12 protein-coding genes are annotated in these 12,580 nt (G+C 62.4%); 4 read left to right on the plus strand and 8 right to left on the minus strand.

The features are described 5' to 3' along the window. Positions 1-6 precede the first annotated feature (6 nt). From CGS25_RS06030 to CGS25_RS06050, 5 genes are all read right to left on the minus strand, one after another. Entirely contained in the window at positions 7-1,314 is a 1,308-nt protein-coding gene (locus CGS25_RS06030) for an acyl-CoA dehydrogenase family protein (RefSeq protein WP_101674922.1), read from the minus strand. A gap of 702 nt (positions 1,315-2,016) precedes the next feature. Further along, a complete protein-coding gene (locus tag CGS25_RS06035) occupies positions 2,017-3,195 on the minus strand; it encodes an OmpA family protein (RefSeq protein ID WP_089031530.1) in 1,179 nt (392 codons plus the stop codon). A 463-nt stretch (positions 3,196-3,658) separates the two neighbouring features. Continuing rightward, a complete protein-coding gene (locus tag CGS25_RS06040; RefSeq protein ID WP_089031531.1) occupies positions 3,659-4,444 on the minus strand; it encodes a GGDEF domain-containing protein in 786 nt (261 codons plus the stop codon). 145 nt (positions 4,445-4,589) lie between these two features. Then, positions 4,590-5,114: a chalcone isomerase family protein gene (locus tag CGS25_RS06045; RefSeq protein ID WP_232802284.1), complete on the minus strand. Its 525-nt coding sequence runs from the start codon at positions 5,112-5,114 to the stop codon at positions 4,590-4,592. 20 nt (positions 5,115-5,134) lie between these two features. Then, a complete protein-coding gene (locus CGS25_RS06050; protein WP_101674923.1) occupies positions 5,135-5,695 on the minus strand; it encodes a nuclear transport factor 2 family protein in 561 nt (186 codons plus the stop codon). Between the two features lie 84 nt (positions 5,696-5,779). Here CGS25_RS06050 and CGS25_RS06055 point away from each other — a divergent pair, with 84 nt between their 5' ends. Genes CGS25_RS06055 through CGS25_RS06070 form a run of 4 tightly spaced genes read left to right on the plus strand, consistent with a single transcriptional unit; the run spans position 5,780 to position 9,400 of the window. Then, positions 5,780-6,316 (plus strand): DUF2878 domain-containing protein, encoded by a 537-nt coding sequence (locus CGS25_RS06055; RefSeq protein WP_101674924.1) that lies wholly within the window; start codon positions 5,780-5,782, stop codon positions 6,314-6,316. A gap of 38 nt (positions 6,317-6,354) precedes the next feature. Continuing rightward, positions 6,355-7,128 carry a DUF1295 domain-containing protein gene (locus CGS25_RS06060; RefSeq protein ID WP_101674925.1) on the plus strand — a complete coding sequence of 258 codons (774 nt, stop codon included), beginning with the start codon at positions 6,355-6,357 and terminating at the stop codon, positions 7,126-7,128. Then, positions 7,125-8,138: an SAM-dependent methyltransferase gene (locus tag CGS25_RS06065; RefSeq protein ID WP_101674926.1), complete on the plus strand. Its 1,014-nt coding sequence runs from the start codon at positions 7,125-7,127 to the stop codon at positions 8,136-8,138. The genes CGS25_RS06060 and CGS25_RS06065 overlap by 4 nt, the downstream gene beginning before the upstream one ends. A gap of 2 nt (positions 8,139-8,140) precedes the next feature. Beyond that, positions 8,141-9,400, plus strand: coding sequence for a sensor histidine kinase (locus tag CGS25_RS06070; protein ID WP_101674927.1), 1,260 nt, complete (start codon positions 8,141-8,143; stop codon positions 9,398-9,400). Between the two features lie 54 nt (positions 9,401-9,454). Here CGS25_RS06070 and CGS25_RS06075 read toward each other — a convergent pair whose 3' ends face one another. From CGS25_RS06075 to CGS25_RS06085, 3 genes are all read right to left on the minus strand, one after another. After that, positions 9,455-10,333, minus strand: coding sequence for a sensor domain-containing diguanylate cyclase (locus tag CGS25_RS06075; protein WP_101674928.1), 879 nt, complete (start codon positions 10,331-10,333; stop codon positions 9,455-9,457). Positions 10,334-10,412: 79 nt separating this feature from the next. Then, positions 10,413-11,111, minus strand: coding sequence for a response regulator transcription factor (locus CGS25_RS06080; protein ID WP_089031538.1), 699 nt, complete (start codon positions 11,109-11,111; stop codon positions 10,413-10,415). A gap of 54 nt (positions 11,112-11,165) precedes the next feature. Continuing rightward, positions 11,166-12,545, minus strand: coding sequence for an alanine/glycine:cation symporter family protein (locus tag CGS25_RS06085; protein WP_101674929.1), 1,380 nt, complete (start codon positions 12,543-12,545; stop codon positions 11,166-11,168). Between the last annotated feature and the right edge of the window lie 35 nt (positions 12,546-12,580).

Below are 12,580 nucleotides of genomic sequence, written 5' to 3' on the forward strand. Positions count from 1 at the left end.
GCCGGGTCACAGGTGCAAGCCGCCGAAGGCGATGCCGATGGCGCGCAAGTCCCGGTACCAGCGCTCCACCGGGTATTCGTGGGTAAAACCGTGGCCGCCGAGAAGCTGCACGCCATCGGTGCCGATCCTCATGGCCTTGTCCTTGACCAGGGTGCGTGCCAGGTGTGTTTCGCGCTGGAAAGGTTTGCCCTGCTCGGCGCGGCAAGCGGCCCGGTAGGTCAGCATGCGCATGGCTTCCAGTTCGATGGCGATGTCGGCGACCATGAAGGCCACCGCCTGTCGGTGGCTGATCGGCTCGCCGAATGCCTGGCGTTCGTTGACGTAAGGCACCACGTAGTCGAGAACCGCCTGGGCGGTGCCCACCGCCAGAGCACACCAGCCCAGGGTGCCCAGGTCGATAAACTCGCGGTAGTTGAAGTCATCGCCGCCCAGGCGCTGGTCCGCCGCCACGCGCACGCCGTCCAGCCGCAGGGGCCGTTGCGCGCAGGCGCGCACGCCCATGGCCGGGTCCTCGCCGGCACTCAGGCCTTCACTGCCACCTTCCACGATAAACACCGCCGGGCCGGTGTCGGTGGCGGCGGCGACCAGAAACAGCTCGGCCTCGGCGGCCAGTGGCACCAGTGATTTTTCCCCATGGAGAACCCAGTCATCGCCGTTGCGGGTGGCGGTGGTGCGCAGTTGCATGGGATCGAACAGCGGCCGGTGCTCAAGCACCGCGATGCTGGCCAGGGGCGGGGTGTCGCCGGCGAAGCTGGCCAGGTATTTTTCCTGCTGCATGGCGGTGCCCCAGCGGGTCAGTGCGTTGGCCACGCCCATGGGCGCCAGAATCGCCACCGCCTGGCCCATGTCGCCCCAGGCCAGATCTTCCGCCACCAGCATGCTGGTCACCGTGGACCGTTCGGCGGCGGCGCCGCCCAGATCCTCGGGCACGGCGAAGAAGTTCAAACCCAAAGCCTGGGCCTGGCTCAGCACCGCCGGGTCCGTGTGCTGAGCGGCGTTTGCCTGTTCCGCTTGGCCGCGCAACACCTCGGTGGCGAAGGCGCGCACACTGTCACGGATCATTTGCTGCTCTTCGGTAATGCCCAGATCGAACAGGTCGGTGGTGTGCCCGGGGGCGCTGAGGCGGGTAGGGTGGGTTTTGGTGCCGGCGCTTTTAAATGCGCGGGCGCTGGTGGTCAGTACCTGGAAGCCGCCCTTGGTGAGTCGATAGGCGAGCCGCTCCACGCCCTGGCGCATGCCTGTTCGGTCCAGCCACTGTGAGCCTGCCAGCCGGTTGAGCGCGCTCAGTGCGAACCCGATCGCGTCTTTCGCCATGGTTTGTATCCTGGAGAACGTCGAATAATGAGTGGGGAAGCCTCTGCCTTTTGCCCAGCCGGCTCCGCGGGCCTTGATGGCCAAAGCCTGGCAACGGGGCCGAGCAGAGGCTCTTTAATTATCGGGCAGGGGTGGTCAGTCTCATTGACCCCCTTGCCTGGGGGCGCCGGCAGCATGGTCACCGGGCCGGCGCGGGAGCGATGTTCACGGCGCGGCGGAGGGAGTAGGCTCACAAAGGCCCATTGTCGGGGGATTGGCGCGGCGGCCGGCAAGGTGGTGATTGAACATGTCCCATCGCCATTGACGCCCTCTTGGGTGTTCTACTTGATTTGTGAGGTCGTCTCTATCGGCGACGCGGATCTGTGTGGGTCCCTTCCGGGATCGCTCAAGCCATCCCTGGGCGCTCCCGTTTTTGGCATCCCTGCCAAAAAGGGTCCCGGAAGGGACCCACACAGCTCCGCTTCGAGGTTGCCCAACCGTCACGGCGTGCAACGGCGTTGTTGCGGTTCCCCGCCAAACCTGTGAACTGCCCAGTCATAAAAAGCCGCTTCCCGCTAATCCGCGATGAACCAAAAAATCGCCGGGAGCGATTTTTGACGTCGCGACAGCGACGGTCCGGAGGATGGCCGCCAGGGACGGCGGGCCACAAAAAAAGGGCCGGCGAATGCCGGCCCTTTTCATTTTCAGGAGGCCTGGTGACGATTACTCGTACTGGGCTTCCTTGGTTTCGCCTTTCATGATCGCTTCCACGCGACGGTTCTGGGCGCGGCCTTCACGGGACTTGTTGTCCGCGATCGGCTGGGCTTCGCCATAACCTTCGGTGGTGATCCGGCTGGAGTCCACGTCGAACTCGTCAACCAGTACCGTCTTCACAGCCGCGGCGCGGCGCTCGGAGAGCTTCTGGTTGTACGCTTCGGAACCGGTGCTGTCGGTGTGACCTTCCAGAACCAGGTTAGCGGACGGGTACTGGTACATGCGGTTGGCCAGGTTCTCAAGTTCCGGGTAGGAAGTCTTGCGAACTTCGGATTTATCCAGGCCAAACTCGACGTACAGCGTTTCTTTGATGTCCTTGGTCAGGTATTTCTGACAGCCTTTGTCGTCCACCAGGGCTCGTGCCGGAGTGTCCGGGCACTGATCCTTGCTGTTGACCACGCCGTCGCCGTCGTCGTCCAGTTCACAGCCAGTGGCGTCCACCGCGGCGCCAGCCGGGGTGCCCGGGCAACGGTCGCTGGTGTCCGGAACGCCGTCGCCATCGCTGTCGGTGGCAACATCGGTGACTTCGGTGGGCTCGTTGTCATAGGCGGTGCCCATGAGCAGGTTCAGGCCGGCGTACACCTCGCCGTCCCAACGTTCGGAGCGGAAGCTGTAAGTCGGGCGGGCACCTACGTCCAGCACCAGGTTACGGGCGAGGCCGGCTTGAACACCAAATTCAAAGCCACCGACGCCTTCTTTGAAGTCGTCGCCGCTGTCGCCGTTGAACTCGGTGCGCATCTCACCACCACCCATACCGAAGTACGGCTCAATGGAGGAGTCGGTGTTGAAGTGCTTGCGCAAGCTCAGGAAGCTGTTGGTGATGAAGACTTTATCGTCCGGGTTTTGCAGGTGAGCCTGATTACGCTCCCACCATGCCTGAACGGACCAGTCGCGGTTGAAGCGATAACCGAGCTGGCCGCCCGGCAGGGTCACTTCGTCGAGACCGGAAGCGTCGTCCGTGAAGTAGCCGTCACCATCATAGTGATCACCGATGTCCAGCCACTGCTGGCTGATGTGGCCACCGATGTAGAAGTAACGGTCTGGAATATCGGCTGCAAAAGCGGTAGTCGCGGCTACCGATAGAGAAGCGCAAGCGATACTGGATGCGAGAAAACGTTTTGCGTCCATAACTCCTTCCTTAGTATTTTGTAGGCAGAACAAACACCGTCACAGTCTTGTCAGGAAGGGTCAGCGTGTAAATGATTTACTGAGATAAAATAAAAAAATTTACAAAGAGGCGCTTTTGTAAACGGGGGAAAAAAGTGTAAAGGGCGGTAAGATTATTTACCTAGAGCACCTCCGAATAACTCCATGGGTGCCTTGCAACATTTGAACCTGGTCCGTAACGCAAGCCCGGCATGCTTGGCAGGGAGCCGCCGCAGCCGTTTCGCAAGCATGAAACAAGCCTGAAAAATGCGATGAGCGCGCGCTTCTGGGGCGGTTCTGGGGCGGTTCCTGGGTCGGTTGGCGCTCACCGATATCAGACTGTGCCGGACGGTGGTGTGCCTTCTAGGGGTGCCGCAAAGGCGAGTCGGGCTGAAAGCGACAGCGTGCAGGGGGCATGTGCGATCGCACTGTTTTACAATTGTGCTCAGGCGGTGCTCAATTCGTCTCCCGGTTCGTCGCCAAACCGGTGCTCGTTGCGGTTTTGATAGAGCGAGTAGTCCGCTTCATTGAGCAGCTGATTCAATTGCCGGCCCGTATTTTCGGTGCTTGCCACGCCCACCCGGATTTCGAACTGCACCAGGGTGTCGTTGGCATGCAACTGGATGGTGGCGGCCAGTGAGCGCAGCCCCTGCGCCATGTGCTGAGCGTCGGCGTAGTCGGTGTGCGGCAGCACCAGCAGGAATTGGGCGCCGTCGATACGGCCGAACAGATCGCTTTCGCGGATCTTTTCGCGAATCCGTTCGGAGAACACGCGCAGCAATCGATCGCCCATGTGGCGACCGTGGTCGTCGGCGATGTCGGTGAAATCGATGATGTCCACCAGCAGCACCGAGACGGTGTAGTCGTGGCGCTGGCTGAGAGACAGCTCCCGCTCCAACATACTGATCAGGTGAGGGCGATTGAACAGCCCGGTGAGATGGTCTTCCCGGGCCAACTGCCGCAGCGACCGGTTTTCCTGACGCAACGCGGAAAAACGGCTGAAAAGCGGGTAACACAATGGGGGCAGCAACAGAAGCGGGATCAGCAACGCCAGAGTCAGGGCAGCCAGCCAGTCGCGCTGTCCGGTGAGCAAAATGCCCACCACGGTGATGAACACGGAAACCAGCAGGCCACCGCAGGTCACGGCGGCGCTGATGCGCAGCGCGAACAGACGGTCCGAATGGCGAATCGGGGCTGATTGACTGACCGCACCCTTCGGCAGATCGTTCATGGCTACCCCAATCCCCTTTTTCTGGTTATTCATCGACATACGAGCGCCCGCCGCCGTCAAGACGCAGGCCAGCACGCTTTGGCGATAAGTATCCCGGCTGGTCAGGGCATCTGCAAGCGCCGTTCTCGTTCAGTAATCAGGTCGCTCAGGAATCCGGCAGCAACGCTTGTTTGAGGTCTTCGGAGTAAGGGTCATCGCCAAACCAGATGGTGAAGTAGGCGCGGGCGAATGCCTTGCCCTGTTCTTCGGCCAGTGTTTCGCCGTTGAGTTTGAGTACCAGGCTTTGGTCCTGGTGATAGTCCAGGGTGTAAAGGTCGCCATCGCGAGTGGTTCGATAATGCTGATTGAAGGCGTCGATGCGTGCTTTAAGCGCGTGCCAGTCGGTGTCATTCAGATTGCGCTTGATCATCGCCCGGGCCGATTTGGCGAAAGCGTCTCCAGGCACCGCCCGGTTGTAGCCGAACGCCAGGCGCAGCGGTGGCGCAAGCGGATCGGTGGCGGCGCAATCCTGGCGAAACAACGACGCTTTGCCGACGGTAAAGAACTTCAGCGCTTTGACTTTCGAGGAAGAGCAACGCTGCAGATGGTCAAAGTCCGGGTTGGCCGCCAGTGCCAGGTGGCTGCTCGTCACCAGAACCAGACTCGCGACCAACACGGTCGCGCTAACCATTCGCCGCATCAACGCGGCTTTCAGTGATTCCTGAGCCATCTGGGAACCGCTCCGACGATGGGGATTTGCTGGTCCAGGCCTTGGCTGCTGTCCCAGAAGTCCTGGTGGAACACCACCTGACCCTGCTTATTAAAACGCAGTTGGGAAATACCGATGGTGCGTGATTGGCGCTGGCTGCCGAGAATGCTGAAGCGTGCTTCCATGATCCATTGCACGAACACATCTTCCCCCTCATGCCAGCTTCGTTGCACATCAAGGGACATGGAGTCGAGCCGCTTCGCGGTGTCGAGCAGATGTTTCCTCAAGGCTTGGCGGTCATAAAGAGTGACCAGGGTGTCATTGAAGTACAGGCGCGGCGCGTACACCTGATCAAGGTGGGCCTGGATGTAATCGGCGTTCAGCGGCGAGTACAGCGCCATGAAACGTTGCAGCGCCTCGGCGGGCACGCCGGTGTCGCCGGCGTGCGTCGCCAGCCCTTGCTCGTAAAGTCGGGAGTAGCCTTGTCGGGACGCGGCGTCGCTGGCGCAGCCGCCAGCCAGGACGCTGAAAGTCACCGCCACCATCATCAATGAACGTTTCATGGCGCTAATCTCCGCCCATGCCGGTGAACCGCCTGTGAAGCTGGTTCACAGGCCATTGACGGCGAGCAGCCCAAGCTCCGCGCTATGACTCGATCATTCGCCCCGTTGGCGCTTAATTTCGTTGGCTTTCAGCTGCTTTGGTTCGTGGCCGTGTATGGCGGCGCGCAAGGCTGGGGCGATGCCGCGCTGGCGGTGCTGGTGGCGATGCAGGCCGGTGTGTGGGCATTGGGTCGGCCCTGGCGCCGTGATCTGCCGTTGCTGTGCGCCGGCGCGTTCGCTTGTATCGTGTTGGAACCGGTGTGGATGGTGCCCGGCTTGATCTACTATCAGGGCTGGTCGTATTCCTGGCTGGCGCCTGGCTGGATCTGGGCACTGTGGCTGGGGTTCGCGGTGAGCTTCAACTATTGCCTTGCCTGGTTGTGTGGCAGGCCGCTGCTGGCGGCGCTGTTCGGTGGCATCGGCGGTGTCATTTCGGTGACCGTGGGCATTCGCCTGGGCGCGGCGACCACGCCCCAGGGCTGGTTGCCGCTGGCGCTGTCGTACGCGGCGATCTGGGCTCTGGTGGTGCCGGCGTTGGCGTTGCTGGCACAGCGTGTCAATCGCAGCGCCGCGCGGGTTTAAACAACGCCGGACTGCAACAGACAGGGAGAGGAGGCGTTATGCCTGACATTCTTTGCTTTACGCTGGTGCTGTTGTTGCTGGTTTTCACGGTGGCATGGGCGGTTCAGAAAACCAGTGGCAACGCCGGTTATGTGGACGTCGCCTGGAGCTTCTGCACCGGCCTGACCGGCCTTGCCTATCTGGCGGTGGGATACGGCGAGGCACTGCCCCGGTTGGTCGCGGCGCTGTTGTTGGCGCTGTGGTCGGCACGGCTGGGCGGGCATATTCTGCGCCGGGTGACCGGCGAGAGCCGGGAGGATGGCCGCTACGCCGCAATGAGGGAAAAGCTGGGCGGCGCCACGCAGCCGGTGTTCCTGCTGGTGTTCTGGTTGCAGGCGGGCCTGGCGTGGGCGTTTTCGTTGCCGTTCTGGGAGATCGCGCATCAGATGCAATTTGATGGCTGGGCGGTGGCCGCGGGCGGGTTGCTGGGGCTGCTGGCGATCATCGGCGAGGCGAGCGCGGATCGCCAATTGGCGCGTTTCAAGGCGCGCCCGGACAGCGCCGGCAAAACCTGCCGCGAAGGGCTGTGGCGTTATTCGCGCCACCCCAATTATTTCTTTGAGTGGCTGCACTGGTTCAGCTATCCGCTGATCGCCCTTGGCGCCTCTCTGGACCTCTGGTTGTGGCTGTTGCCCCTGGCCATGTTCCTGTTCCTGTGGTTCGTTACCGGCATCCCGCACACCGAGAAGCAGGCGCTGAAATCCCGTGGCGACGATTACCGCGACTACCAGCGCACCACCAGCGCGTTCATTCCCTGGAGACCCGGTTCATGATCATTCGTTTGGCGGAATCCGGCCTGTTACCGGACATTCTGATTCGCGGCGGTATCCGTCACTTGCTCGGCAAGCGGCTGGCCGGGGAACAGAGCCGGCATCAGCAGCAGGATGCTCTGCTCGAAGAGCTTTCTCGCGGGCCGGTGGCGATCGCCCAGCAGCAGGCCAACGAGCAGCACTACGAGGTGGATGCGCGCTTTTATGAGCGGGTGCTGGGGCCGCGCTTGAAGTACTCCAGCGCGTTGTGGCCGGAGGGGGTCAACGATCTCGCCGGCGCCGAACAGGCGATGCTGGCGTTGAGCGCCGAGCGTGCCGGCCTCGCCGATGGGCAGGACATTCTGGAACTGGGCTGTGGCTGGGGTTCGCTGACCCTGTGGATGGGCGAGCGCTATCCGGGCAGCCGCGTCACCGCGGTCAGCAATTCTTCCACTCAGCGCGCCTGGATCATGGAACAAGCCCGCGTGCGGGGCTTGAACAATGTGCAAGTGATCACCGCCGACGCCGCCACCTTTGATCCGCGGGCGCGTTACGACCGGGTGGTGTCGGTGGAAATGTTCGAACACATGCGCAATCACCGTGAGCTGACGTCGCGAATCGCAGGTTGGTTAAAACCGGACGGCAAGCTGTTCGTGCACGTCTTCTGCCATCGCCAACTGACCTATCTGTTCGAAACCGAAGGCGCCAGCAACTGGATGGGCCGCTATTTTTTTACCGGTGGTGTGATGCCCTCGTTCGACTGGCTGCCCCGCTGCGCCACCGACCTCGCCCTGGAACAGAGCTGGGCGGTCAATGGCAGCCATTACGGACGCACCCTGGAAGCCTGGCTGGCGAACGCGGACGCCCGCCGTGGCGAACTTGTCGCGCTGCTCGACGAGGGTTACGGCAAAGGGCAGGGCGCGCTCTGGTTGCAACGCTGGCGCATGTTCTTCATGGCCTGCGCGGAACTGTTCAACTATGGTGGTGGCGATGAATGGTTCGTTGCCCACTATGTGTTTCAGCGGAAGCGGTAATAATGCGCAAGAGTGTCCAGCATCGCCTGACCCGGGTGTACCTGATTCAGATTCTGTTTATCAGTCTGGCCACCGTATTCGGGGTGTGGGCGACGGCGCAGATCATCGAGCGGGTTCTGGTCAAGGAAGCGCTGATCAAGGAAGCGGAGCACTATTGGTCCTTGTATGACCGGCAAACGGATTTCCCGCGCCCCAACACCCGCCATCTGCTCGGCCTGCTGGTCGACGACAACACCCGCGATCCGGTGCCCGAGGTGCTCAGACAGCGCCGCGACGGCTACGGCAGGGTGCATCTGGATGGTGCCAACCCGATTGTTTATATCGAGCATCACGACGGTGCGCGCCTGTATCTGATCTTCGACGAGCAGCGCGTCTCGGTACTGGCGTTTCTGTTTGGCATCCTGCCGTTGACGGCGGTGTTGCTGGTGATTTATCTGAGTTCCTTTATTGGCTGGCGCAAAGCACGCGCGCTGGTGTCTCCATTGGTGCAACTGGCGGAGGCGTTGCGTCACACCGACGTCAGCGACCCGGCGTCGGCGCGGCCGGATCTCGACGCCCTCAAACAGGACCCGGAATCGGAGGCGGGCATTCTCGCTTCGGCGTTGGATGCGTATTCCGAACGGCTGCTCCGCTTTGTCAATCGTGAGCGGCAATTCACCCGCGACGCCAGCCACGAGTTGCGCACACCGTTGGCGGTGTTCCGCGCCAACCTGGAACTGCTGGCCAGCCAGATCGGAGATCGGCCGGTAATCAGCCGCATGAGCGACACCGTGGACGACATGGAAGCGCTGGTCGAGACGCTGCTGTTGCTGGCGCGCACCGAGCAACGGGAGATTCTCACCGAAGAACTGGTGGTCAATGACGTGGCGGTGAATCTGATGGAACGGCTGATGCCGCTGGCCGACCGTAAGCAGATCCGCCTTCAGGTGCGCCAGTCAGCGTTGCTGAACATTGATGCGTCGGAAACGGTGCTGAATATCGTGCTCACCAACCTGGTGCGCAATGCGATCAATTACAGTGGTTCCGGGCAGGTCACCATCATCGTCGATGCCGATTCGATCCATGTGGAAGACACCGGCGCTGGCATGGACCAGGAAGAACTGGCCCGTATGCTCAAACCGTTTGAACGGGGCAACAGCAACGAGAGTGGCCATGGGCTGGGCCTGGCCATCGTGCAACGCCTCTGCGAGCGTTTCCACTGGGCCCTGGAGGTCGCCAGCCAACCCGGCAAGGGCACCGCCGTGCGGGTTCGATTCCACTAACCCCACCCGCCCCGACGCCGGTCAATCACTGAACACTGAACACTGAACACTGAATCAGTGCACCGCGCCGTCCAGCAAAACATGGGGCTGGGCCAGCCCGATCTGCAAGGTCAGCGGCTCGGCGTTGCACTCCACCCACAGGTCCTTGGCATTAAGCGCATCAAGAATTCGCTCGCGTACCCGGGCCGCGCAATGTGGCGTGCTTTCGGTCAGCAAAATGGCGAATTGGCCGTCGCCGAGGTGGGCGGCCATGTCCTGCTCGCGAATCAGCGCGGCCACCGAGTCAGCGAGCTGTTCGCGGCGCTCGGGGGAGAGGCGGTCACCATGCAGGCGCAGGATCATCGCATCCAGGCCATAGTCCCGGCAGCGTACCCGCTCGCGATCGAGAATGCGGATCCAGCCGCCGGCGTCGAGCAGGCCGGTTTCCGGGTCGCGGCCTTCCTCTTCAAAGAAGTCGGTGATGCGTTGCTGGTCCAGGCCGGCCAGGTTCCACACCAGCGCCGTTTCCAGCAGATGGGCCTGACGGCGCAACGCCGCCTGGATGGTGGGATCATGCAATTGCCGCTGAGGTTCAGGATCAAGGGCGCACAGAGTGCCGAACAGATTGCCGTGCTGATCCAGCAATGGCAGCCCCACGTAGGCGCCGATCTTTAGCTGGCTGGTCACTGGCGCGCTGCGATAGGCTGCCTCCTTACTGACGTCGGGGCAGATGATCGGACCTTCTTCGTTGACCCGGCGGTAGCAGATACTGTCGCGCCAGGCCAGCATGTTGCCGCCTTCCAGGTCGTAACCGTCACCGCACACACGCAACGCCAGCCACTCTTCATTGCGGCGGCGGATCAGGAACCACATGGCCATGCCAAAACGATCACGCAGATCATGGAGCTGCGTGTCGACGAACTCATTGAATGAGTGAGACTTCCCCCGAGACATAAGCGATTACCATAGCGCTACTGTAAATTTTTGCGCCATTGTGGTCCTGTGCGGACGGCACCGCAAGCGCACGGCACCGCTACTGCGACGCAGCGCGCGGCGGGCGAATGCTGAAACCCACACCGGGCAGGGTTTCCAAAAGTGCGTTCGCAAAGGGCTTGTCAACGGCTTTGCGCAGGTTATACAAGTGGCTGCGCAGTGCATCGGAATCCGGCACCAGGTCTCCCCACAACTCCTGTTCGAGCTGATCACGGCTGACGACCTTGGGCGATTCGCGCATCAAAATTCGTAAAATCCTGAACGCGGTGGGGGAAAGCTTGAGAATCTGGCCCTGGCGACGGACCTCCTGACGGGCCGGATCGAGCTCCAGATCGTCCACCTTGAGCATATTCGGAGCGACTTCGCGGCGCTCGCGGCGCACCAGCGCTCGCACCCGTGCCACCAGCTCCGGCAGCGCGAAGGGCTTGACGATGTAATCGTCGCCGCCGCGGGCGAAGCCCTCGAGCTTGTCATCCAGCTGATCGCGGGCGGTCATGAAAATCACCGGGGTGTCCACGGCCAGATCCTTGCGCAGGTACTCACAGAAGGTATAGCCGTCTTCCCCGGGCAGCATGACATCGAGCACCAGGATGTCGTAGTGATGCTCCTGCACCAGGGAGCGCGCCAGGGTGGTGTCACTGGCGTAATCCACCAGGGCGCCTTCCTGTTCCAGAAACTCGACCACGGTTTGCGCCAGTTGTCGGTGATCTTCGACCAGCAGTACGGAGAGGTTTTTCACGGTCTGTCCTCCTATGATTGAGCGCATGGTGCGGCCGCACGCGTCAAGAAGCTGTCAATGATCATCACGCCGACGCTGGAAGTAGTCCCGCGCGGCCTGATTAACCCGGGGCGCCAGCAACAGGCTGGCGGTCATCGTGGGGATCGCCATCAGGGCGTACATGCTGTCCAGCAGGCTCACCACCACGCTCAGCGACGCCACCGATCCGATCACCACCAGCAGCAGATAGAACCACACATAATGGTGTTGATGGCGGGCGCCGATCAGAAAGCCCAGGCACTTGCTGCCGTAGTACCAGAAAGTGAACACCGTGCTCAGGCTTAGAACGCTCACCAGCAGCGCCAGCAAAATGGCGCCGCTGTCGCCGAACAGGGCCGCGAACGCCGCGGCGGTCAGGCCGACGCCGTCTTCGCCGCCCTGTTGCCAGACGCCGCTGATAATGATCACCAGGGCGGTGCAGGTGCAGACGATCAGGGTGTCGATGATTGGCCCGAGCATCGCCACCAACCCTTCGCGCACCGGCTCGCTGGTGCGCGCGGCGCCGTGGGCCATGGCTTCGGTGCCGATCCCCGCTTCGTTGGAGAACGCCGCCCGCCGCACGCCGGTGATGATCATCGCGCCCACCGCCCCGCCGGCCGCGGCCTGGCCGGTGAACGCATCGCGCACGATCAGCGCCAGCGCCGGCAGAATGCGCTCCGCATGGCTGAACAGGGCGACCAGGGTGAGCAGCAAATAGCCGCCCACCATGGTCGGCACCAGGGCAGCGGTAACCCGCCCCAGGCGCGGCAGTTTGCCGGCCACCACGCACAGCACCACCGCCGCCAACAGCAGGCCGATCAGCAGATCGAACAGGAAATGGTCCTCGGCGCCGGTCCAGCCCGCCGGCACCGCCAGTACATCGCGGATCACCTGCACCAGTTGATTGATCTGAAAAATCGGCATGGTGCCGAGCAGGCCGGCGACGGCGAAGAAGTAGGCCAGTGGGCGCCAGTTTGGCCCCAGCCCTTCGCGGATGATGTACATAGGGCCACCTTGCAACACGCCCTCGCTGTCGCGGCCTCGGTACATCACCGCCAGGGTGCAGGTGTAGAACTTGGTGGCGATGCCGACCAGCGCGCTCATCCACATCCAGAAGATGGCGCCTGGCCCGCCGGCGCTGATGGCCACCGCCACGCCGGCCACGTTGCCCATGCCAAGCGTGCCCGACAGCGCCGTGCTCAATGATTGCAGATGGGAGAGCTGGCCCTCGTCGCGCTGATCCGGCGGCGTCAGGATCAGCCGTACCCCTTGCCACAGGTGGCGATAGGGCAGCAGCCGTGAATAGAGCAGAAAGAACAGCCCGCCGCCCATCATCAGGACCACCAAGGGCGGCCCCCAGAGCGTGCCGACCAGGGTCTTCAGGGCCTCGTCGAGGCGTTGGTAATAGTCGTCCATCACGCCAGTGTGCGGATTGCGCCCGGGCGAGTCCA

The organism is Alloalcanivorax mobilis (genome assembly GCF_002864685.1).
Classification (GTDB): Bacteria; Pseudomonadota; Gammaproteobacteria; order Pseudomonadales; family Alcanivoracaceae; genus Alloalcanivorax; species Alloalcanivorax mobilis.

Bases quoted from the DNA above. Each gene is read 5' to 3' on its own strand.
- CGS25_RS06030 (WP_101674922.1), bottom strand. From the start codon at position 1,314: ATGGCGAAAGACGCGATCGGGTTCGCACTGAGCGCGCTCAACCGGCTG.
- CGS25_RS06035 (WP_089031530.1), bottom strand. From the start codon at position 3,195: ATGGACGCAAAACGTTTTCTCGCATCCAGTATCGCTTGCGCTTCTCTA.
- CGS25_RS06040 (WP_089031531.1), bottom strand. From the start codon at position 4,444: ATGAACGATCTGCCGAAGGGTGCGGTCAGTCAATCAGCCCCGATTCGC.
- CGS25_RS06045 (WP_232802284.1), bottom strand. From the start codon at position 5,114: ATGGTTAGCGCGACCGTGTTGGTCGCGAGTCTGGTTCTGGTGACGAGC.
- CGS25_RS06050 (WP_101674923.1), bottom strand. From the start codon at position 5,695: ATGAAACGTTCATTGATGATGGTGGCGGTGACTTTCAGCGTCCTGGCT.
- CGS25_RS06055 (WP_101674924.1), top strand. From the start codon at position 5,780: ATGACTCGATCATTCGCCCCGTTGGCGCTTAATTTCGTTGGCTTTCAG.
- CGS25_RS06060 (WP_101674925.1), top strand. From the start codon at position 6,355: ATGCCTGACATTCTTTGCTTTACGCTGGTGCTGTTGTTGCTGGTTTTC.
- CGS25_RS06065 (WP_101674926.1), top strand. From the start codon at position 7,125: ATGATCATTCGTTTGGCGGAATCCGGCCTGTTACCGGACATTCTGATT.
- CGS25_RS06070 (WP_101674927.1), top strand. From the start codon at position 8,141: ATGCGCAAGAGTGTCCAGCATCGCCTGACCCGGGTGTACCTGATTCAG.
- CGS25_RS06075 (WP_101674928.1), bottom strand. From the start codon at position 10,333: ATGTCTCGGGGGAAGTCTCACTCATTCAATGAGTTCGTCGACACGCAG.
- CGS25_RS06085 (WP_101674929.1), bottom strand. From the start codon at position 12,545: ATGGACGACTATTACCAACGCCTCGACGAGGCCCTGAAGACCCTGGTC.